This is a genomic window from Pseudomonas oryzihabitans (assembly GCF_032027545.1).
In the GTDB taxonomy this organism is placed as follows: Bacteria; Pseudomonadota; Gammaproteobacteria; order Pseudomonadales; family Pseudomonadaceae; genus Chryseomonas; species Chryseomonas oryzihabitans_F.
On the sequence record NZ_JAVSJB010000001.1, the window covers coordinates 61,039 to 82,216 of the forward strand.

The window sequence follows — 21,178 nt, forward strand, 5'->3', positions numbered from 1 at the left end:
TTTTATCATTTAAAGTGCTGGCCCTCGCGAGTCTCGCGGAGCGCAGCCTTACGTGTACGGCGTCGCTGCAACGCCCCGGTCACAAGGATCACCATGAACGCCCAAGGAACCCTCTGCCAGCCCGTCCGCCCAGCGCGCGGCGTCCTTCGTCAGTTGCTGCTGGTCAGTGCGCTGATACCCTTTCCCCTGACGGCCCTGGCCGCCACGGTGGCTGAGCAGAACGCCACGGAACTGGACACCCTGACCATCGAAGGCAACCGTCTCTACGACATGGCGCCTTCGGAGCAGAGCGGCGGCTACACCGTGGATTCGGCGACCGTGGGCACCAAGACGCCAGCCGCCTTGCGCGACATTCCCCAGTCGATCACTTCGTACACCAACGACTACATCAAGGATCGCAATTTCAACACCCTGGACGACCTGGCCAAGTCGACTGCCGGCCTGCGGGTGCTGACCAACGACAGCGGCCGTTCCTCCATCTATTCCCGCGGCTACGAGTACGATGAATACAACATCGATGGCCTGCCGGCGCCCATGACCAGCATCTTCGGCACCGTGCCCATCCTCTCGCCCTTCGACCGGGTCGAGATCATGCGCGGGCCCTCGGGGCTGTTCAACAGCACCAGCGAGCTGGGCGGCATCGTCAACATGGTGCGCAAGCGTGGTACGGAGGACTTCCAGGGGCACATCACCGGGCGCTACGGCTCCTGGGACACCAACTACCAGGAAATCGACCTGGCCGGCCCGCTCACCGAGAGCAAGAACGTACGCGGCCGCTTCGTCGCCTCCCGCGCCGACACCAATGGCGAGGTGGACTACAACGCCAGCACCAACGAGAGCTACTACGGCGACCTGGACATCGACCTGTCCGACGCCACCCAGATCTCCTTCGGCCTGATCCACCAGGTCAAGGACATCACGCCGAACAACGGCTATCCGACCGATGCCAGGGGCAACCTGCTGGATTTCAGCCAATCGCGCTTCCTTGGCGCCGACTGGAACTACTTCGATGGCCAGACCACCGACGGCATCTTCGAGCTGACCCACAGATTCGACAACGGCGGCTATGGGCGGGTGGCGGCGCGGGCGTCGCATCGGGAGGCGGATTATCTGTATGCCTTCACCGCCCAGAACAACAACGCCTATCGACTCCAGGCCAGCAACCGCGATTTCAAGCAGGATGCCTATTCGCTCGACGCCAGCTACAGTCAGCCATTCGAGGCGTTGGGACAGGTCAGCGAGTTCGTCGTAGGTGCTGATTACAAGCATTACGACACCGACTATCTCAATGGGAACATCAATCTGGGTAGCATCGATCTTGCGACCTATAGGCCGACACTGTTTGCCAAGCCGGCGAAGAGCTATCAGACCCAGGTCACCAGCGACGAGAAGGAATTCGGTCTCTATTCAAAGCTGACCTTCCGCCCGATAGAGCGACTGGCGCTGATCGGTGGCGCCCGGGTCGGCTGGTACCGCGGTGAGGCTAATACCAGGACCTTCGCCACCGCGAGCGCCCCGGAACGTAACGCGCCTGCCGATCAGAGCCATGACGGCTATGTGACGCCCTACGCAGGCCTGGTCTATGACCTGGACGATCATCATTCGCTCTATGCCAGCTACTCTAGGGTCTACAAGCCGCAAACTTCCTACCTGGAAGCGGACGGCAGTCCTATCGATCCGCGCGAAGGCGAGCAGTACGAGACCGGTATCAAGGGCAGCTATTTCCACGGCGACCTGAATACACGCCTGTCGCTGTTCCAGCTCACCGATGAAAATCGCGCTGGCGCGCTGCTCAATCCGAACGGCACTTCCACCGGCTTCTACACCAATTCGGGCAAGACGCGGGTACGGGGTGCCGAGATCGAGGCCAGCGGCAAGCTGACCGAGCGGTGGGAGGTGCTGGCCGGCTATACCTACATGCGCAGCGAAAATCTCAGCGGCGTGGCCAATACCCTCTTCGAGAGCATGCCCAAGCACATGGCCTCGCTGTGGACCAAGTACACATTGGCGGGCGGGCCGCTGACCGGGCTGAGCATCGGCGGCGGAGTGACCGCGATGAGCGATTTCTCCCAGACCAACAACAACGTCACCGTCTCAGCGCCCGGCTACGCCACCGTGGATGCCAAACTCTCCTACCCAGTGACCAAGCAGCTCACCGCGACCCTGGACGTGAACAACCTGCTCGACAAGGAATACTGGTCCCGCGTAGGTTCGGTTTCCACCTTCAACTTCCAGGGACCGTCGCGTAGCGTGATGGTCGGGGCGCGTTACGACTTCTGACGCTCTCCCTGTCCGGGTGGCGCTTCAGGCGTTCCGCCCGGACAGGAGCTTCAGAATCGGTGACCTTGAGTTAGCCGCCGACGATCCTTCGAGACGATGTACTGCAACGCGATGAACGATTCCCTTTTCCAGCGTGACGACCTGGGCAGCGAGCCCTGGTGGCAGGCCGTGGCCCAGCGTGGTACGCCGCTGATCGAACCCACCGTGGGCGGGCGCTATCGCCTGACCTTTCTCTGGCGAGATCCTGCAGGGGTGGCGTCCGGCACCCAGCGGGTCTGGCTCAATGTCACCGGGGTGACGGATCACCACCAGCCAGGATTGCCGCAGAGCCTGCAGCGACTGCCGGGCACCGATGTCTGGGCCTGGGAGATCGAACTGGACGGTCGCTGGCGGGGCAGCTATTGCCTGATCCCCACCGATGAGCCAGCACACTTCGAAGACGTGGCCCAGCCCGACCTCCAGGGCATCCGTCTCTGGTGGCGCAGCGTCTTCCCCCTGGCCCAGTCCGATCGTCTCAACCCGCGCCGCGCCTGGCAGGGTGGTCGCGGCCTGGCGGTCTCGGGGGTACACCTGCCCGAGGCGACACCGCAGTCGGCCTGGGCCGGTTTCGATGCCGCCGTCGACGCACCGACGATTGTCTCGCCCAGGCTGCAGCAGCAGCGCTGGGACAGCGCGCGCCTCGGCAACAGCAGAACCGTCTGGTGGTTCACTACCGGTAATACCGCCCCTGAAGAGCGACCGCTGGCCATTCTGCTCGATGGGCAGTTCTGGGCGCAGACAATGCCGGTGGGCGCGCCGCTGCAGTGGCTCACCGATGCCGGTCAATTGCCGGAGGCGGTCTATCTGCTGATCGACAACAGCGACCGCGCCCTGCGCAGCCGCGAGCTGCCCTGCAATCCGGAGTTCTGGCTGGCGGTGCAGGAAGAATTGCTGCCGCAGGTCAGGGCCTGGGTGCCTCATGCCCAGGCATCCGCTTCGACCGTCGTCGCCGGGCAAAGCTTCGGCGGCCTGGCGGCGCTCTATGCCGCCCTGCATTGGCCAGAGCGTTTCGGCTGCGCCCTGAGCCAATCCGGCTCCTTCTGGTGGCCGCAGCGCGGTGCGCCGGGTCGGCTATTCGAAGCGCTGGAGGCGGGGCAGGGGACCGGACAGCCGCTGCGGTTGTTCATCGAGGCCGGACTGCGCGAGCCGGCCATTCTCGAGGCGTCGCGCGCCCTGGTTCCGCGGCTGCGCGAGCAGGGCCATGCACTCGACTATCGCGAGATCGACGGCGGTCATGACGCCCTCTGGTGGCGCGGCGGCCTGCTCGATGGTTTGGTGCGGCTCTGGCAACCCTTGCCGACGCGTCATCCCGACCGCTAACCCTTTTCGCCTGGAGGCCCGATGGACGCTCCCAATCCCTTCGATGATCCCGCGCAAGTGCTGGTGATCCTGCGCAACGCCCAGGGCCAGTGCAGCCTTTGGCCCGAGGACATGGCCTGTCCCGCTGGCTGGACGCCGGTGTTCGGCCCGGCCCTGCGCCCCGCCTGCGACGACTGGCTGAAGGCCCACTGGCGCGACATCCACCCAGTCGTCGCTTCCCCTTCCTGACAGGAGTCATCGTGTCTTCTTCTGCCCGTTCTTCCATCATCGAACTGCCTTTGGTCGCCGCCCAGCCCGGCATCTGGATGGCCGACCAGCTATCGCCCCACGCCAACGCCTTCGCCGTGGCCCATCTGGTGGAGCTGCGCGGCCCCCTCCAGGGCGAGGCCCTGGTCGCGGCCATTGTCCAGGGGCTGGGTGAGCTGGACAGTCTGAGACTCAACTTCGCCGAGCAGGAAGGGGAGCTGGTGCAATGGATCGATGCCGAGACGACCATCCCTGCGCCCGAATGGCTGGACCTGCGCACCGCGAGCGATCCGGAAGGCGCGGCGCGAGCGGCCATTCGTGCCGATCTCGATAGCGATCTGAGAGCCACCCGCGGCGGTCCGCTGTGGCTCAACCGGATCTTCCAGCTGGGTGACGACCACCTGTTCTGGTACCAGCGCTATCACCACCTGCTGATCGACGGCTATGGCTTCGCCGCCCTGGCCAAACGGGTGGCAGCGCTCTACAGCGCCCGGGTGCGGGGCGAGACGCCTGAGGCGTCGCCCTTCGTCTCCTTCGTCGAGGTGGTGCGCGAGTATCAGGATTATCAGCAATCGGCGGTTCGCGAGCGCGATGCGGCGTTCTGGCGCGAGCGGGGTGCGATGTTGCCGCCGGCTGCCTCCCTGGCGCCGGGCGGCCTGGCTGGCCAGGTGCCGACGCCGCGGGTGGTGGAGGCCCGTACGCGCGTGCCCGCCGCGGTCTTCGTGCCCCTGGCCGAGCAGGGCAAGGCCCAGGGCGTGACCCCCGCCGATCTGGCCGTGGCCCTGGCCGCTACCTGGTTCGCGCGTCTGAGCGGCCAGCCCGCCTTCAGTGCCGGTTTCATCTTCATGCGGCGGATGGGGTCGGTGGCGCTCAAGTCGGGCGGCGCGACGCTCAACGTCCTGCCCCTCGGCGTACACACCGACGCGACCCAGACGCTGGCGCAGCTCGCCGCGGCGCTGGCCGCCGAGCTGAAGAAGATCCGCCGCCACCAGCGCTACGACGCCGAGCAGATCGCCCGTGATCTGGGTCGGCCAGGCGATGCCGAGCCCCTGACCGGGCCGGTCATCAACCTCAAGCTGTTCGACTTCGCCCTGGATTTCGCCGGGGTGCCCGGCATCACCCACGAACTGGCCTCGGGACCGGTGCGCGACCTGGAAATCGCCCTCTATCTGGAGGCGAGCGGTGCCCTGGACATCAAGCTGCTGGGCAACGCCGAGCGCTACGCCGCCGACTTGCTACAGGGGCACGTCGAGCGCTTCGGCCTGCTGGCGCAGCAATTCGCCGCGCAGCCCGGACTCATGCTGGGGCAGGCCGAGCTGCTGGGGCCCGCGGACCGTGCCTGGCTGGCGAACATCAATGCCACCGAACGCGCACTGCCGCCCGCTACCCTGGCGTCCCTGCTGGCCGAGCAAGCGGCCCGTACGCCTGCCGCTCCGGCGCTAGCCGATGGACACCTGGCCTTCACCTACCAAGAGATGCGCCAGCAGGTGCTGGCCCTGGCCCAGCACCTGAGCGCGGCCGGGGTAGGGCGGGGCGATATCGTCGCGGTGGCGCTGCCACGCTCGGTGTTCCTGTCCCTGGCGCTGTTGGCCACGGTCGAGCTGGGCGCCGCCTACCTGCCGCTGGACAGCGGCTACCCGGATGAACGCCTGCAGCTGATGCTCGACGATGCCCGGCCACGGGTGCTGGTGACCGACCCCAGCCAGCGTGGCCGTTTCCCAGGGCTAGGCGACGACCAGGTGTTGATCCTCGATGCACCCCTGAAGGGGCTGGATCACGCGCCGACCTTCGAGGGGCCGCGCCCCAGCGATCCGGCCTATGTGCTCTATACCTCTGGCTCCACGGGACGACCCAAGGGCGTGGTGGTGGGGCATGCCGCCATCGTCAACCGCCTGCTGTGGATGCAGGACAGCTATCCCATCGGCGCCGGCGACACCGTCTTGCAGAAGACGCCGAGCAGCTTCGACGTCTCGGTCTGGGAATTCTTCTGGCCGCTGCTGGTGGGCGCCCGGTTGTACCTGGCGCCGCCCGAGGCCCATCGCGATCCCGCGGCGCTGCAGGAGTTGTTCGCCCGGGAGCGGGTGACCACGGTGCATTTCGTGCCCTCGATGCTGGCGGCCTTCGTCGCCAGCCTGGACGGGCCGGCCGCGGTGGCCCGTTGCGTCGGTCTGCGCCAGGTCTTCTGCAGCGGCGAGGTCCTGCCCACCGAGCTGGCCCGCACCTGGGAGCGTCGCGTCGGCGCGCCCCTGCACAACCTCTATGGCCCGACCGAGGCCGCGGTGGACGTCTCCTACCATCCGGCCCATGGCGCCGCCCTGGCCGCCGTCAGTGGCAGCAGCGTGCCCATTGGCAAGCCGGTATGGAACACCGGGCTGCACATCCTCGACGAACGCCTGCGACCGGTACCGCCGGGTGTGGCGGGTGAGCTCTATCTGAGCGGGGTACAACTCGCCGACGGCTACCTGGGCCGCCCCGAGCTGACCGCCGCGCGCTTCATCGCCGCGCCCAGCGGCCAGGGCGAGCGGCTCTATCGCACCGGCGACGTGGCGCGCTGGTTGCCCGAGGGCGTCGTCGAATACCTGGGCCGCAGTGACGACCAAGTGAAGATCCGGGGTCAGCGCATCGAGCTGGCGGAGATCGACCATGCCCTGCTGGCGCTGCCCGGCGTCGCCCAGGCGGTTACCCATGCGCGGGTGCTGGGTGAGGCGACCAATTCCACCGGCGGCGATGCCCGCCAACTGGTGGGCTATCTGATCGCCCAACCCGGTGCCGCCCTGGATCTGGAGCGTCTGCGTGCCCGCCTCGGCGCAAGCCTGCCGCCACATCTGGTGCCGGTGGCGCTGGTCGAGCTGGACACCTTGCCCCTGGGCGCCACCGGCAAGCTGGATCGCAAGGCCCTGCCGGCGCCCCAAGGCGTCACCCGCGCGGCTAGCCGGCCTTTGGCGCCGGGGCTGGAAAGCGACCTGGCTGCAGCCTTCTCCGAGGTGCTCGGTTGCGCCATCGTCGGCGCGGACGATGACTTCTTCGCCCTGGGCGGCCATTCGCTGCTGGCCATGACCCTGGCGGCCAATCTGCGGCGGCGCCTGGCACGGCCGGTGTCCATCGGCCAGATCATGGTGGCGTCCAGCGTCGCCCGCCTGGCGCGCGAGTTGGAGCAGGATGCCCCTGATCGCCGCGCCGGTTTCGAGACCCTGCTACCGCTGCGCCCGGGCGATGGGCCGACGCTGTTCTGCTTCCACCCGGCCTCGGGCTTCGCCTGGCAATTCAGCGTACTGCAACGCCATCTCGATCCGCGTTGGTCGCTGCTCGGCATCCAGTCGCCACGGCCGGACGGTCCGCTGGCCCAGGGTGCCGATCTGGAAGACGTCATCCAACGCCATTTGCGCACCCTGCGCGAGGTGCAGCCGCAAGGTCCCTATCATCTGCTCGGCTACTCCCTGGGCGGCACCCTGGCCCAGGGGCTGGCGGCGCGGTTGCAGGCGGCAGGGGAGGAGGTCGCCTTCCTCGGCCTGCTCGACACCTATCCGCCGGAAACCCAGAACTGGCAGGAGCGTGAAGGCCAGCGCGAGCTGGACCCCGAGGTGCTGGCCGAGGTGAATCGCGAGCGCGAAGCCTTCCTGGCGGCCCAGCAGGGCCTGGCCGATCCGGCGCTGGGCGAGGGGGCCGAGCTGTTCGCCACCATCGAGGGCAACTATGCCGATTCGGTACGGCTGCTGGCCACGGCGCGCAGTGCCCGCTTCGACGGCGAGGCGCTGATGTTCGTCGCCCGGCGCACCCTGCGGGCGGGGATGGACGTCAAGGCTACCTGGGCACCCTGGATCACCCGTCTGCAGGCCCATGAGGTGGATTGCGCCCACGTCGACATCATCGCCCCGGCCCAGTTGGCGCAGATCGGCCCAGTGCTCAACCGGGCGTTGAAGGCGCTCTAGGCTTTGCCTGAAAAGTGCCTGCGCTCGGTCATGCGGCGTTAAAAATCCGTTCGGAATGCTCATTTACCACGCGTAAACTGCGCTTCCTCACGGATTTTTGCCTTGCCTGACCTTCGCTCGGCGACTTTTCAGACAAGCCTTAGACAGCCGAGCGCCGCGCCAGGGGCACCACCATGGGGGTCCCGGCCACCGGGTCGTCGATGATCAGGCAGTTCAGGTCGTAGACCGCCTTGATCAGCGCGGGGGTGACCACGTCGCGCGGGCGGCCGGTGGCCAGTACCTTGCCGTCGCGCATGGCCACCAGGTGGGTGGCGTAGCGACAGGCGTGGTTGAGGTCGTGCAGCACCATCACCAGGGTGTGGCCCTGCTGGCGATTGAGGTCTTCCAGCAATTCCAGCAGGTCGATCTGGTGAGTGATGTCGAGCCAGGTGGTGGGCTCGTCGAGCAGCAGCAGCGGGGTTTCCTGGGCCAGGGCCATGGCGATCCATACCCGCTGGCGTTGGCCGCCAGAGAGGGTGTCCACCGCCCGGTCGGCCAGCTCGAAGACGCCGGTGGCCTGCATGGCGTGGGTCACCGCGCGCTCGTCATCGGCGCGCACCCCCCCGAACAGCGTCTGGTGCGGATAGCGCCCGCGGGCCACCAGGTCACGTACCGAGATGTCGCCCGGAGCCTGGGAGCTTTGCGGCAACAGCCCCAGCCGACGGGCCACCTCCTTGGTGCGATAGCTCTGGATCGCCTGGCCGTCCAGCCAGACCTGGCCCTGGCTGGGCGCCAGCAGCCGGCTGAGGGTGCGCAGCAGGGTCGACTTGCCGCAGCCGTTGGGACCGATGATGACCGTCAGCTCGCCATCGGGGATGGCCAGCGAGAGGTCCTCGGCGATCAGCTTGCGGCCATAGCCCAGGGTCAGGCGCTCGGCGTGCAGGCGCGAAGTGGGGGCGTCGTTCATGAGCGGCGGGACTCCCAGATGAGCAGGCCGATCAGGTAGAGCCCGCCTAGGCTCACCGTGACCAGGCCGACCGGCAGGACATAGGGCAGGAACAGGCGCTGGGCGAGCAGATCCGCACCCAGCAGCAAGACCGCGCCGGTGAGGGCGGCGGCCGGCAGCGCCAGGCGCTGGGTGCCGGTCAGCCGACGGGCGATCTGCGGTGCGGCCAGGGCGATGAAGGAGATAGGCCCGGCCACCGCGGTGCCGGCGGCGGTGAGCACCACGCCCAGGCCCAGCAGCGTCAACCGGGTGCGCTCCACTGGCACGCCCAGGGCACAGGCGGTGTCGTCGCCCATCTCCAGCAGGAACAACCGGCGACTCAGCGCCAGGCTGGCCGCGCCCGCCAGCAGGATGAAGACCGCCGCCGGCCAGGCCTTGGCCCAGGTGGTACCGTTAAGCGAACCGGCACTCCACAGGCCGGCGCTGAAGGCGGCTTCCAGGGAGGCGTGGACGATCAGCCAGGTGTTGAGTGCCATCAGCAGGGCGCGCACGCCGATGCCGACGATGATCAGCCTGAGGGTATCCACGCCGTTGCCACGCCAGGTGAGGGCGTAGACCAGGGCGGCGCTGGCCAGGCCGCCGATCAGGGCGGCGGTGGTGCTCCAGAGGATGCTGGCCTGGAACAGCACCAGGGCCACCAGCACCCCGCTGTAGGCGCCGGTGTTGAAGCCCATGATGTCCGGACTGCCGAGGGGATTGCGCAGCAGCGACTGGAAAAGCGCGCCGCTCAGGCCGAGGGCGGCGCCGATCAGCAGCGCCAGCACCACCCGCGGCAGGCGCCACTGGCTGACCACCAGTTCGATGCCGCGGGGGGCCTCGCCGAGCAACGCGGCCAGTACCTGGGAGGGATCCAGGGCCAGGCTGCCACTGCCCAGGGCGAACACGGCCAGCAAGAGGGCACCGCCGAGCAGGGCGAGCAGTACGCCGGGCAGGCGCAGGCGACTTGGGCGGCTCATGCCCGACCTCCCTGGCGCTGACGGCGCGCCAGCCAGATCAGCAAGGGTGCGCCGAGGAAGGCGGTCACCACCGAGACGCGCAGCTCGTTGGTCACCAGCAGGCGACCGACGATGTCGGCGGTGAGCAGCAGGCTAGGGGTGAACAGCAGGACGAAGGGCAGCAGCCAGCGATGATCCTCGCCGATGGCCCAGCGACCCAGGTGCGGCACCATCAGGCCGACGAAGGCGATGGGACCGACCGCGGCCGCGGCGGCGCCACAGAGCAGGGTGATGGCCAGCAGGCCGAGCAGCTGGGCCTGGCGTACCCGGGTGCCTAGGGCCACGGCCAGATCGCTGCCCAGGCTCAGGGCATTGAGCGCCGGGGCCAGCAGCAGGGCGATCACCACCCCGCCCAGCACTGGCAGGCTGGCGCTGCGCAGCAGCTCGAGTTGACGCACGTCCAGCGAGCCGAATTGCCAGAATCTCAGCTGGTCGTAGACCTGCGGATCGAGCAGGGCGATACCGGAGCTGACGCCTTCGAGCATGGCCCCCAGGGCCACGCCGACCAGCACCAGGCGCATGGGGTTGAAACCACCGCCACCGGCGATGCCGGCCAGCAGCACCACCAGGCTGGCCAGCAGGGCGCCGCCGAAAGCGTAGCCCAGGTAGTGCTCGGGACCGCTGGCGCCGAACAGGGCGATGCCCAGCACCACGGCGAAGCTGGCGCCGGCATTGACGCCGAGGATGCCTGGGTCGGCCAGGGGATTGCGGGTCAGCGCCTGCATCAAGGTGCCGGCCACGCCGAGGGCGGCGCCGGCGAGCAGACCGGCCAGGGTCCGCGGCAGCCGTGCCTCGCGCACGATGAGGCAGGCCGGCTCGCCGCAGCCGTGGCCCAGCGCCTGCCAGACCTCGCTCAGGGGAATGGCGGTCGAGCCGAGTGCCAGGCTGGCCGCCAGCACCAGAAGCAGCAGGAAAGCGGCGCAGCCGAGGACGAGGAAGCGACGCATGGTCATCCGTGACGGCAGGCGAGGGAAGGGGTAAGTGAGAACAAGGCGTATTAACACATGCTAGTCTGTATTACATGCTAACAGCCTTGCCTCGGCGGCTCGATAGCGTCCCCCGTGTTTTTCCGGTGATCCATGTCCAAGACGTCCTTCCTGCTCGACTTCGGCCTGCTCAGGTCCCACACCGCCTTTCGCACCCTGTTCATCGCCCGCCTGGTATCCGTACTGTCCCTCGGCCTGCTGGCCGTGGCGGTACCCATCCAGGTCCAGGCCCTGACCGACTCGCCACTCAAGGTGGGCCTGGCACTGAGCTTGGCCGGGATCGGCATGTTCGTCGGCCTGCTCACCGGCGGGGTGCTGGCCGATCGCCTGGAGCGGCGTCGGCTGATCCTGGCCGCGCGCTCCATTTGCGGGCTGGGCTTCATCGCCCTGGCCATCAATGCCAGCCTGCCCGCGCCGTCGCTGGCCGCCATTTATCTCTTGGCCCTGTGGGACGGCTTCTTCGGCGCCCTGGGGGTGACCGCGCTGCTCGCCGTGACGCCGATCCTGGTCGGCCGCGAATCCATGGTGCAGGCCGGCGCCCTCAACATGCTCAGCGTGCGGGTGGCGGCCATCGTCGCGCCGCCGCTGGGTACCCTGCTGATCGCCCAGAGCGGCGTGGTCTGGAACTATGGCCTGACCGCCTGCGGCACCCTGATCACCCTGCTGGTGCTCTTGCGCCTGCCGCCGCTGCCTGCGCCGGAACAGCCGCGCGAGACACCCTGGCAGGCTCTGGGTGGCGGTATCGTCTTCCTCTTCGAGAACCGCCTGCTGGGCGCCGTGGCCCTGGTCGGCGCCCTGGTGACCATGGCCAATGCGGTGCGGGTGCTCTATCCGGCGCTGGGGGAGGGCTGGGGGCTGGATACCGGCCATCTTGGCTGGCTCTACGCCGCCGCGCCGCTCGGCGCGGCTCTCGGCGCCCTCACCAGTGGTCGCCTGAACCAGTCGGCACGCCCCGGACGGACCTTGTTGATGACGGCGGTGGCCACCTTCCTGACCGTGGCGGTCTTCGCCCTGTTGCCGAGCTTCTGGCTGGCGGCACTGTGCCTGGTGCTGTTCGGCTACCTGGGCGCGCTCAATGCCCTGGTGCAGTACGCGCTGATCCAGAAACTCACCCCGGATCGCCTGCTGGGGCGTATCAATGCGCTGTGGACCGCGCAGAACATCGGCGGTGAGGCCATCGGCGCGGCGCTGTTCGGCGGCCTGGCCAGTCTGCTGCTGCCGGCCCAGGCCGCGCTGGTCTTCGGTCTGGTCGCCATGCTGGTGGCAGCGCTGTGCTGGGCGCTGGCCAGCGGACTGCGTCGGGCGCAAAGCCTCGGCGCCTGATTGCTGTAAGTAGCGTGGAAAACCGCGCAGCGTTTTCCACTGGGCCATGGTGATGAGTAGTGGACAAGGCTGCGCCGTTGTCCACGCTACGGGCTGCTCAAGGCTTGGCGTAGCGCTGTTCCAGGCGATCCAGCAGCAGGTTGGCGCTGTAGGGGTCGAGGCGGAAGGTCTCGGCGCCCAGGGCTTCCACGCGGTTGTCCTTGACCGCCGGCAGGTGCGCCAGCAGCGGATTGCCGCGTACCGCCTCGGCTTCCTTGGCATCCGCGGCGAACAGCAGGAAGGTCTGGCCATTGAGGCCGGTGGCGACGTTCTCCCCGGCCAACTGGAGGATGTCGTGGCGCTGACCCTGGCTGTGGCCCGTCTTCAGGCCGGCTGGCAGCTCCGCCAACGTGAAGCCCAGGCTTTCCAGCAACTGACCCTGGGAGGAGGCCGCGGTCCAGAGATTGGCCTGGCGCGTCGCCGGGTTGTAGACGAAGGCCGAGACCGGTTGCGGCGGCAGTTGCAGGCGTGCCTTGAGACTGGCTACGCGCTGGTCGAAATCGGCCACTACCTGGGTGGCGGCGTCCTCGCGACCGGTGGCCTGGCCAAGCAGCTCCACCACCTGTTGCCAGCTGCGATTGTCATAGCCCACCACCAGCACCGGCGCGATGGCCCTGAGCTGGTCGACCAGGCGCAGGGCCGAATCGTTGCCCGCGGCGCTGACCAGGATCAGATCCGGCGCCTCGGCGGCCACGGCTTCGGCGTTGGCCTCGCCGATGTACAGCCGCTTCACGTCCCGCTGCTTGGCGACCTGGCCCCACTGGCGCAGGAAGCCCTGGTCATCGGCGAATCTGTTGTTGGGCGCGGTGGCACCGCTGGCCACCACCGGCGCGCCGATGGCGAGCAGGGAGCCGGTGAGGGTGACGCTGGTGGAGACGATGCGCTGCGGCTTGGCCGGCAGGGTCACCTGGCTGCCGTCGGCGTTGATCTGCCGCGGCCAGCCCGCCGCCTGGGCGGTGCCACCCAGCGCCAGGATGGCGAGTGTCAGGGTGGTGAGAATGCGAAACGATGACAACAAGCTGAACATGGACGCCTTCCGGTTGTAAGATAATCACTCTCATTTTCAAAGATGCACCCCGCGACAGCAAGGGCTGCGGTTGGTAGCCGAGGGGGAGCAGGCGTAAAGCCGCATGCCAGAGCGATCAAACAGCCTTTTCCGCTGTTCTGCCCAGTGGTGATTGGGCGGAGAGATCCAGGAGTGGCGTGGTGTGGATGGAAACCGTTTGGCAGCTAACGAATTGACTTCCGCGGATACAAAAGTTAATTTCTTCTTATTGATAAGCATTATCATTTGATGTAGAGGTCCACAGCGATGTCGAGTAAAAGGGCTGACGTGGTCGGGCAGATCGCCACCGAGCAGCAGGAACAGGCCGCCTTCCTGTTCCAGTCGGGTGACCGCGTGCTGCAAGGGCACGGCATCTGTGCCCGGGTCGAGACACCCGCCAGTGGCGGTGCCCATAGAGACAGCCTGTTCCTGCATGCCGTGGAAGACGCCTTCGCCCGTGCCCGCCAGGCCGGCATCGCCGAGCCGGTGATCATGGGCGCCATTCCCTTCGATACCACCAAGCCTTCCTGCCTCTATGTGCCCCGGGAGCATGCCTGGATGGCGCGGCCGGTGCCGGTCGCCGCGGCGGCGGTGGCACCGGCCGAGGTGCGCGAAGTGCGCAACCTGCCAAGCCAGGATGGTTTTTGCCTGGCGGTGGAGGAGGCCATCGACGCCTTCCGCCGCGGTGAGCTGAGCAAGGCGGTGCTGTCACGCGTCCAGGAGATCCGCCTGGCCGACCCCGCCGACGTGGACGCCATCCTTGCCAGCCTGGCGCGGCAGAATCCTACCGGCTACCAGTTCCGCATCCCCATTGCCGCGGGCGGCGAACTGGTCGGCGTCAGCCCCGAGTTGCTGGTGCGCAAGCAGGGCGCCCGGGTGCATACCAACCCCTTGGCCGGCTCCGCCAAGCGCCGTACCGATCCGCTGGAAGACCAGCGGGTCGCCCGCGAACTGCTGGATTCCAGCAAGGACCACTACGAGCACCGCCTGGTGATCGAGGATATCCGCCAGCAGCTGGCACCCCTGTGCAGCCGGCTGGACGTGCCCGAGGCCCCGTCGCTGCTCAGCACCAACGCCATGTGGCACCTCTCCTCCGCCATCGACGGCGAACTGGCCGACAGCCGCACCTCGGCCCTGCAACTGGCCTGCCGCCTGCACCCCACGCCGGCCGTCTGCGGCTATCCCACGGCGGCGGCGCGCCAGTTGATCGAGCGCATCGAACCCTTCGACCGCGGCCTCTTCACCGGCATGGTCGGCTGGTGCGATGCCCAGGGCAACGGCGAGTGGGTGGTCACCATCCGCTGCGGCACGGTGCAGGGCGACTGGCTGCGGCTGTTCGCTGGCGCCGGCATCGTCGAAGCCTCGGATCCGGCGGCGGAGTGGGCCGAGGTCACCGCCAAACTGGGCACCATGCGTGCCGCCTGTGGTTTGCTCGACGAGGAGAACCCCGCGTGAGTCTGGAATTCACCCCCTGGCCGGACGACCTGGCGGCCCGCTATCGCGCCTTGGGCTACTGGCTCGACCTGCCGATGACCGAGATCCTGGCCCGCAGCCGCGCCGCCCTGCCGGACGCGCCGGCGATCCTCTGTGGCGAGCGGCAGCTGAGCTATGCCGAGCTGGACGAGCGCTCCAGTCGCCTGGCCGCCCACCTGCAGGCCGCTGGGCTGCGCCGCCACGATACGGCCCTGGTGCAACTGCCCAACGTGGCCGAGTTCTATGTGGTCTTCTTCGCGCTGCTCAAGGCCGGCATCGCACCGGTCAACGCACTGTTCAGCCACCAGAAGCTGGAGCTCCTGGCCTATGCCCAGCAGATCCAGCCCAGGCTGCTGATCGCTTCCACCGAGCACAACCTGTTCCGCGACGACACCTTCGTCAACGAGCTGCGCGACGTGGCGCCCGGGCTGACCGAGGTACTGCTGGACGGCGCGCAGGATTCGCGCAGTCTGCAACGGCGCCTCGATACCCCGCTCGAAGGCTACCAACTGACACCCACCGCTGGTGGCGAGGTCGCCTTCTTCCAGCTCTCTGGCGGCAGCACCGGCACACCCAAGCTGATTCCGCGCACCCACAACGACTACTACTACAGCCTCAGGCGCAGTGTGGAAATCTGCCAGCTGAGCCCCGCGACGCGCTTTCTTTGCGCGCTGCCCGCCGGGCACAACTACACCCTCAGCTCGCCCGGCGCCCTGGGCGTCTTCATCGCCGGCGGCTGCGTAGTCATGGCGCGCGATCCCGAGCCGCTGCGTTGCTTCGAGCTGATCGAACGCCATCGGGTGGACTGGGTGGCCCTGGTGCCGCCGGCGGTGGCGCTCTGGCTACAGGCCGCGGCCGCACCCGAGCAGCGCGCGCGGCTGGCCAGCCTGCGCGTGGTGCAGGTGGGCGGTGCCAGCTTCGCCGAGGCCCAGGCCCGCCGCGTGCCCGGCGAGCTGGGTTGCCAGTTGCAGCAGGTGTTCGGCATGGCCGAAGGCCTGGTCAACTACACCCGGCTGAACGACGACCCCGAGCGTATCTTCACCACCCAGGGCCGGCCCATGAGCCCGGATGATGAGGTACGCATCACCGACGAAGACGGCAACCCGGTGCCCGATGGCCAGCCCGGTCTGCTATCGACCCGCGGTCCCTACACCTTCCGCGGCTACTACCGCAGCCCCGAGCATAACGCCCAGGTGTTCGATGCCGAGGGTTTCTACTTCTCCGGCGACGTGGTCCAGCGCGATGCCGCCGGCTACCTCAAGGTGGTCGGTCGGGTGAAGGACCAGATCAACCGCGGTGGCGAGAAGATTGCCGCAGCCGAGATCGAGGGCCTGCTCCTGCGGCATCCCGGCATCACCCACGCGGCCCTGGTGGCCATCGCCGACGAGCTGATGGGTGAGAAGAGCTGCGCCTGCCTGGTGGTCAGCGATCCGGCGCTCAAGCCGGTGGCGTTGCGTCGCTATCTGCGCGAGCAGGGCGTGGCCGAGTACAAGTTGCCCGACCGTTTCCAATTCCTCGACCAGCTGCCGCTCACCGCCGTCGGCAAGATCGACAAGCGGCGACTGCGCGAGCAGCTACAGACCCCTTCCACCGAGCGTTCCTAAGGTTTCCCATGGCTATTCCCCGTCTTGCCTCCTATCCCTTGCCCCAGCCCGACGGCTTTCCCGCCAACAAGGTCGATTGGGCCCCCGCTGCCGATCGCGCCGTGCTGCTGATCCATGACATGCAGCGCTATTTCGTCGATTTCTATGGCGACAACAGCCCGCTGATCGACCAGGTGGTGGCCAATATCGCCGCCCTGCGCGCCTGGGCCGATGCCCAGGGCGTGCCGGTGGTCTATACCGCCCAGCCCACCGACCAGCCGCCGGCCGACCGCGCCCTGCTCAACGACATGTGGGGCCCGGGCCTGACCCAGGCCGATCCCGCGCTGCAGCAGGTGGTGGACGCGCTGGCGCCCAAGGACGGTGACCTGGTGCTGACCAAGTGGCGCTACAGCGCCTTCCACAAATCCAACCTGCAGGACCTGCTGACCGAGTGGCGGCGCGACCAGTTGATCGTCTGCGGCGTCTATGCCCACATCGGTTGCCTGACCACCTGTACCGACGCCTTCATGAGGGACATCCAGGCCTTTCTGGTCGGCGACGCCGTGGCCGACTTCAGCGAGGAAGAGCACCGCATGGCGCTGCGCTACGTGGCCACCCGCTGCGGTAGCACCCTGAGCACCGCCCAGGTCACCGGTGGCGCTTTGACCCTGGACGAAGCCTGGCTGCGCGCCCAGGTCCAGCCGCTGCTGGACGCCGACGACGAAGAGCCGGCGCTGGACGACAACCTCACCGACTTCGGACTGGACTCGGTGCAAGTCATGACCCTGGTGGGCGACTGGCAGAAACGTGGCCTGTCGGTGACCTTCGCCGATCTAGCCGCCCAGCCGACCCTGCAGGGCTGGCTGGATCTGCTGCGCGCGCGCGCCTGAGGAATCTCCTGATGACGCAACTGGATTTCACCGGCAAGCGCGTCTGGGTGACCGGCGCGGGGCAGGGCATCGGCCTACAGGTGGCGCGCCGCTTCCAGGCCGCGGGCGCCGAGGTGATCGGTCTCGACCGGCAGTTCGCCGAGAGCGACTATCCCTTTCGCACCCAGCAGCTGGACGTCGCCGACGCGGCCCAGGTGGAGGAGGTCTGCCAGGGGCTGCTGGCGGAAGAACGGCGCCTGGACGTGCTGGTCAATGGTGCCGGCGTGCTGCGCCTGGGCACCAGTGACAGCCTGAGCCTGGACGACTGGCAGGCGCTGCTGGACGTCAACGTCTCCGGGCCCTTCTACCTGTTCCGCCAGCTGGTGCCGCTGTTCAAGGCCCAGGGCCGGGGCGCCATCGTCAACATTGCTTCCAATGCCGCCCACGTGCCACGCCTGCAGATGGCCGGCTACTGCACCTCCAAGGCGGCGCTGGTCTCCCTGAGCCACTGCGTGGCCCTGGAGCTGGCGGGGTCTGGGGTACGTTGCAACGTGGTCTCGCCGGGCTCCACGGCGACGCCCATGCTGGCCGGCATGCTCGGCTCGCCCGAGGGCTATCAGCGGCTGGTGGACGGCCTGCCGGAAGACTTCAAGCTGGGCATCCCGCTGCGCAAGATCGCCCAGCCCGACGAGATCGCCAACACCGTGCTGTTCCTGGCCTCGGACCTGGCCAGCCATATCACCATGCAGGACATCGTGGTGGACGGTGGGGCGACCTTGGCGGCTTGAGGGTCTTGCGTAGGTTGGGTTGAGCGCCAGCGCGGTGGGTTCGCGTCCGTCCGTTGGGCTTCGACGATGGAGCCGTCTCAACCCAACCTAAGACTGGGCGCGGTGATCGATCACGAGCTTGCCGGGGCTGATGAAGCGGAGCGCTCGCTCGGATAGCTCCCTCTCCCCTCGGGAGAAGGTTGGGGTGAGGGCGCCCTCGAACCAAGAAATATCAGTGGAAAAGGCTGCGCCGTTTTCCACGCTACGGACCTGGCCAACCCCGTCACCATGCAGGGCATTGTCATGAAACCAATCGAGGCCATGGGCCGCTCCTACAGGCAACGATGCTCTCGTAGGAGCGGCCCCTGGCCGCGATTGGAGTCGCCGGGAGCTTGTCAACCAAGCCCCGGCATCAACGCTCTTTAGCCCGCCACCAACACCCGAATGGCTTCCAGCCGCAGCGAAGCCTTGTCCAGATAGGTCAGGCCTTCTTCGCGCTGCTGGCGCAGGCGGTCGATCTCGTCCTGGCGGACGCTGGAGTTGACCGCGCGCAGGGCTTCCAGGCGGGCGATTTCCTCGTCCATCCCCGACAGATAGGCCTCGCGGGCTTTGGCGACGCGCTCCTCGTGGCGGGGGAGGGCCTTGTCTTCGCCGCCACCGATCAGCTTGGCCAGGGAGTCGCGCTGGGCCTGGACGAACTTGTTGGCGCTGGTGCGCGGCACGCTTTCCAACTGGTCGTTGAGGGTCTCGAAGGCCACCCGGGCGGCCAGGTCGTTGCCGTTGGCGTCCAGCAGGCAGCGGATCGCCAGCGGCGGCAGGTAGCGACCCAGTTGCAGGGCGCGCGGCGCCACCGCCTCGCTGACGTAGATCAGCTCCAGCAACACGGTGCCCGGCTTGAGCGCCTTGTTCTTGATCAGCGCCACCGCGGTGTTGCCCATGGAGCCGGACAGCACCAGGTCCATGCCGCCCTGGGCCATGGGATGTTCCCAGGTCAGGAATTGCATGTCCTCGCGGACCAGGGCCACGTTGCGGTCATAGGTGATGGTCACGCCTTCGTCGTTGCCCAGGGGGAAGCCGGCGTCGAGCATCTTCTCGCTGGGCTTGAGGATGAGGGCGTTGTCCGAGTGGTCTTCGCTGTCGATGCCGAAGGCGTTGAACAGCTCTTCCATGTACATCGGCAGGGCGAATTGGTCGTCCTGTTCGAGGATGTCCTCGACCAGTTGCTCGCCCGCACCGGCACCCGAGGAATTGAGTTCCAGCAGGCGGTCGCGACCATTGTGCAGCTCGGTCTCCAGGGCGGCGCGTGCCTGGGCGCCCTGTTCCAGCAGGGCCTGCCAGGCGGCATCGTCGCCACCGGCCAGCTGCTGCTCCAGCTCGTTGGCGAAGCGTGCCTGCAGGGCGCTGCCGGTCGGCGAGGTAGCCAGGAAGGCGTTCAGCGCCTGGTGGTACCACTGGAACTGCCGCTCCTGGCGGCTGCCTTCGAGATAGGGCACGTGCAGCTGGATGGTGTAGCGCTGGCCGATCCGGTCCAGGCGGCCGATGCGCTGTTCCAGCAGGTCCGGGTGGGCCGGCAGGTCGAACAGCACCAGGTGATGGGCGAACTGGAAGTTACGGCCTTCACTACCGATCTCGGAGCAGATCAGCACCTGGGCGCCGAATTCCTCGTCGGCGAAGTAGGCGGCGGCGCGGTCGCGTTCGAGGATGCTCATGCCCTCATGGAACACCGTGGCCGGAATACCGGACTTCAGCCGCAGGGCGTCTTCCAGATCCAGCGCGGTTTCCATGCGTGCGCAAATGACCAGCACCTTGTGCGGCTTGATCGCCTTGAGGGTGTCTATCAGCCATTCGACGCGGCCGTCGTGGCGCCACCAGCGGTCGTCGTCGTCTTCCGGGGCGAATTCGGTTTCCGGCTGCAGTGACTGGCCGGGCATCACGCCCTCGTCCAGGTAGGCATCCGGGAAGGGCAGGGCGTGGGCGTGGAGCTCGCGCTCGGGGAAGCCCTTGACCGCGGCGCGGGTATTGCGGAACAGCACCCGGCCGGTGCCGTGGCGATCCAGCAGCTCGCGCACCAGGCGGGCACGGGCGTCGGCATCGCCGGCTGCAGCAGCAGCCAATAGGGTCTCGCCTTCCTGGCCGAGGAAGCCACCGATGGCGTCCTGGGCAGCCGGGCTCAGGGCGCCGGCGTCGAGCAGTTGCTGCACGGCTTCGGCCACCGGGCGGTAGTGCTGGGACTCCTGCTGGAAGGCGGCGAAGTCATGGAAGCGGCTGGGGTCGAGCAGGCGCAGCCGGGCGAAGTGGCTGTCCTGGCCCAGTTGCTCGGGGGTAGCGGTGAGCAGCAGCACGCCGGGGATGACCTCGCCCAGTTGCTCGACCAGGCTGTACTCGCGGCTGGCGCCCTCGGGGTGCCAGACCAGGTGGTGGGCCTCGTCGACCACCAGCAGGTCCCAGCCGGCGGCGAAGGCGGCATCCTGGGCCTTTTCGTCGCGTACCAGCCAGTCCAGGGAGACCAGAGCGAGCTGGGCGTCCTCGAAGGGATTGCCGTCTTCGCTGGCCATGAATCGCTCGGCGTCGAACAGCGCCACTTCCAGGTTGAAGCGGCGGCGCATCTCCACCAGCCATTGGTGCTGGAGATTCTCCGGCACCAGGATCAGCACGCGGCTGGCACGACCGCTGAGCAGCTGGCGATGGATCACCAGGCCGGCTTCGATGGTCTTGCCTAGGCCCACTTCGTCGGCCAGCAAGACGCGCGGCGCGACCCGGTCGGCCACGCTGCGGGCGATGTGCAGCTGGTGCGGGATGGGCTGGGCGCGGGCGCCGCCCAGGCCCCAGAGGCTGGATTGCAAGAGCCGGTTGCGGTGCTCGTGGGTGTGATAGCGCAGGCCGAACCAGGGCAGGGGATCGATCTGCCCGGCGAACAGGCGGTCGCTGGCCAGGCGGAACTGGATGAAGTTCGACAGCTGGGCCTCGGGCACGCTGCGTGCCTCGCGCTCGGCGGTGAAGCCGTGGTAGGTCAGCAGGCCGTCCTCTTCGGAGACCTCCCGCACGGTGAGCTTCCAGCCCTCGAAATGGGTCACCTCGTCGCCCGGCGCGAAGCGCACCCGGGTCAGGGGCGCATTGCGCTGGGCATACTGGCGCGTCTCACCGGTGGCTGGATAGAGCACCGTGAGCAGGCGGCCGTCCAGGGCCAGGATGGTTCCCAGGCCCAGTTCGGCCTCGCTGTCACTGATCCAGCGTTGTCCCGGTTGATGTGACGCCATGTAGAAGCCTCTCCCCTGCTATCAAAAAGCCGGCTATTTTAG

Annotated in this window: 14 protein-coding genes; 9 read left to right on the top strand and 5 right to left on the bottom strand. The window is 67.8% G+C overall.

Annotated features, from left to right (window positions below; translation table 11 throughout):
• Positions 1-93: 93 nt before the first annotated feature.
• From RND78_RS00305 to RND78_RS00320, 4 genes are all read left to right on the top strand, one after another.
• Positions 94-2,280 carry a TonB-dependent siderophore receptor gene (locus RND78_RS00305; RefSeq protein WP_312725074.1) on the top strand — a complete coding sequence of 729 codons (2,187 nt, stop codon included), beginning with the start codon at positions 94-96 and terminating at the stop codon, positions 2,278-2,280.
• Between the two features lie 111 nt (positions 2,281-2,391).
• The gene (gene fes / locus RND78_RS00310) at positions 2,392-3,639 is read left to right on the top strand and encodes an enterochelin esterase (RefSeq protein ID WP_312725075.1); all 1,248 of its coding nucleotides are present in this window, start codon (positions 2,392-2,394) and stop codon (positions 3,637-3,639) included.
• A gap of 21 nt (positions 3,640-3,660) precedes the next feature.
• Entirely contained in the window at positions 3,661-3,867 is a 207-nt protein-coding gene (locus RND78_RS00315; RefSeq protein ID WP_312725076.1) for an MbtH family NRPS accessory protein, read from the top strand.
• Positions 3,868-3,878: 11 nt separating this feature from the next.
• Positions 3,879-7,814, top strand: coding sequence for an enterobactin synthase subunit F (locus RND78_RS00320; protein WP_312725077.1), 3,936 nt, complete (start codon positions 3,879-3,881; stop codon positions 7,812-7,814).
• 139 nt (positions 7,815-7,953) lie between these two features.
• Here the strand turns inward: RND78_RS00320 and RND78_RS00325 are convergent, their stop codons facing one another.
• Genes RND78_RS00325 through fepD form a run of 3 tightly spaced genes read right to left on the bottom strand, consistent with a single transcriptional unit; the run spans position 7,954 to position 10,747 of the window.
• The gene (locus RND78_RS00325) at positions 7,954-8,760 is read right to left on the bottom strand and encodes an ATP-binding cassette domain-containing protein (RefSeq protein ID WP_312725078.1); all 807 of its coding nucleotides are present in this window, start codon (positions 8,758-8,760) and stop codon (positions 7,954-7,956) included.
• Positions 8,757-9,755: an iron-enterobactin ABC transporter permease gene (gene fepG, locus RND78_RS00330; protein WP_312725080.1), complete on the bottom strand. Its 999-nt coding sequence runs from the start codon at positions 9,753-9,755 to the stop codon at positions 8,757-8,759. Before fepG ends, RND78_RS00325 begins: the two co-directional genes overlap by 4 nt.
• Positions 9,752-10,747 carry a Fe(3+)-siderophore ABC transporter permease gene (gene fepD, locus RND78_RS00335; RefSeq protein ID WP_312725082.1) on the bottom strand — a complete coding sequence of 332 codons (996 nt, stop codon included), beginning with the start codon at positions 10,745-10,747 and terminating at the stop codon, positions 9,752-9,754. The genes fepG and fepD overlap by 4 nt, the downstream gene beginning before the upstream one ends.
• 126 nt (positions 10,748-10,873) lie before the next feature.
• Here fepD and entS point away from each other — a divergent pair, with 126 nt between their 5' ends.
• Positions 10,874-12,103, top strand: coding sequence for an enterobactin transporter EntS (gene entS, locus RND78_RS00340; RefSeq protein ID WP_312725084.1), 1,230 nt, complete (start codon positions 10,874-10,876; stop codon positions 12,101-12,103).
• A 97-nt stretch (positions 12,104-12,200) separates the two neighbouring features.
• Here the strand turns inward: entS and fepB are convergent, their stop codons facing one another.
• Complete coding sequence (gene fepB / locus RND78_RS00345; RefSeq protein WP_312725086.1) at positions 12,201-13,169, bottom strand: Fe2+-enterobactin ABC transporter substrate-binding protein; 969 nt, start codon at positions 13,167-13,169, stop codon at positions 12,201-12,203.
• A gap of 285 nt (positions 13,170-13,454) precedes the next feature.
• On the opposite strand from fepB, the gene RND78_RS00350 reads away from it, so the two are divergent.
• From RND78_RS00350 to dhbA, 4 genes are read left to right on the top strand one after another with little or no spacing between them, the layout of a single operon-like run.
• A complete protein-coding gene (locus RND78_RS00350; protein ID WP_312725087.1) occupies positions 13,455-14,642 on the top strand; it encodes an isochorismate synthase in 1,188 nt (395 codons plus the stop codon).
• A complete protein-coding gene (locus RND78_RS00355) occupies positions 14,639-16,264 on the top strand; it encodes a (2,3-dihydroxybenzoyl)adenylate synthase (protein WP_312725089.1) in 1,626 nt (541 codons plus the stop codon). Before RND78_RS00350 ends, RND78_RS00355 begins: the two co-directional genes overlap by 4 nt.
• A gap of 8 nt (positions 16,265-16,272) precedes the next feature.
• Positions 16,273-17,133 (top strand): isochorismatase family protein, encoded by an 861-nt coding sequence (locus RND78_RS00360; protein ID WP_312725091.1) that lies wholly within the window; start codon positions 16,273-16,275, stop codon positions 17,131-17,133.
• 11 nt (positions 17,134-17,144) lie between these two features.
• A complete protein-coding gene (gene dhbA / locus RND78_RS00365) occupies positions 17,145-17,900 on the top strand; it encodes a 2,3-dihydro-2,3-dihydroxybenzoate dehydrogenase (RefSeq protein WP_409457002.1) in 756 nt (251 codons plus the stop codon).
• A gap of 401 nt (positions 17,901-18,301) precedes the next feature.
• Here the strand turns inward: dhbA and rapA are convergent, their stop codons facing one another.
• Positions 18,302-21,136 carry an RNA polymerase-associated protein RapA gene (gene rapA, locus RND78_RS00370; RefSeq protein WP_312725092.1) on the bottom strand — a complete coding sequence of 945 codons (2,835 nt, stop codon included), beginning with the start codon at positions 21,134-21,136 and terminating at the stop codon, positions 18,302-18,304.
• Between the last annotated feature and the right edge of the window lie 42 nt (positions 21,137-21,178).

Bases quoted from the DNA above. Each gene is read 5' to 3' on its own strand.
- RND78_RS00305 (WP_312725074.1), top strand. From the start codon at position 94: ATGAACGCCCAAGGAACCCTCTGCCAGCCCGTCCGCCCAGCGCGCGGC.
- fes (WP_312725075.1), top strand. From the start codon at position 2,392: ATGAACGATTCCCTTTTCCAGCGTGACGACCTGGGCAGCGAGCCCTGG.
- RND78_RS00315 (WP_312725076.1), top strand. From the start codon at position 3,661: ATGGACGCTCCCAATCCCTTCGATGATCCCGCGCAAGTGCTGGTGATC.
- RND78_RS00325 (WP_312725078.1), bottom strand. From the start codon at position 8,760: ATGAACGACGCCCCCACTTCGCGCCTGCACGCCGAGCGCCTGACCCTG.
- fepG (WP_312725080.1), bottom strand. From the start codon at position 9,755: ATGAGCCGCCCAAGTCGCCTGCGCCTGCCCGGCGTACTGCTCGCCCTG.
- fepD (WP_312725082.1), bottom strand. From the start codon at position 10,747: ATGACCATGCGTCGCTTCCTCGTCCTCGGCTGCGCCGCTTTCCTGCTG.
- entS (WP_312725084.1), top strand. From the start codon at position 10,874: ATGTCCAAGACGTCCTTCCTGCTCGACTTCGGCCTGCTCAGGTCCCAC.
- fepB (WP_312725086.1), bottom strand. From the start codon at position 13,169: ATGTTCAGCTTGTTGTCATCGTTTCGCATTCTCACCACCCTGACACTC.
- RND78_RS00350 (WP_312725087.1), top strand. From the start codon at position 13,455: ATGTCGAGTAAAAGGGCTGACGTGGTCGGGCAGATCGCCACCGAGCAG.
- RND78_RS00360 (WP_312725091.1), top strand. From the start codon at position 16,273: ATGGCTATTCCCCGTCTTGCCTCCTATCCCTTGCCCCAGCCCGACGGC.
- dhbA (WP_409457002.1), top strand. From the start codon at position 17,145: ATGACGCAACTGGATTTCACCGGCAAGCGCGTCTGGGTGACCGGCGCG.
- rapA (WP_312725092.1), bottom strand. From the start codon at position 21,136: ATGGCGTCACATCAACCGGGACAACGCTGGATCAGTGACAGCGAGGCC.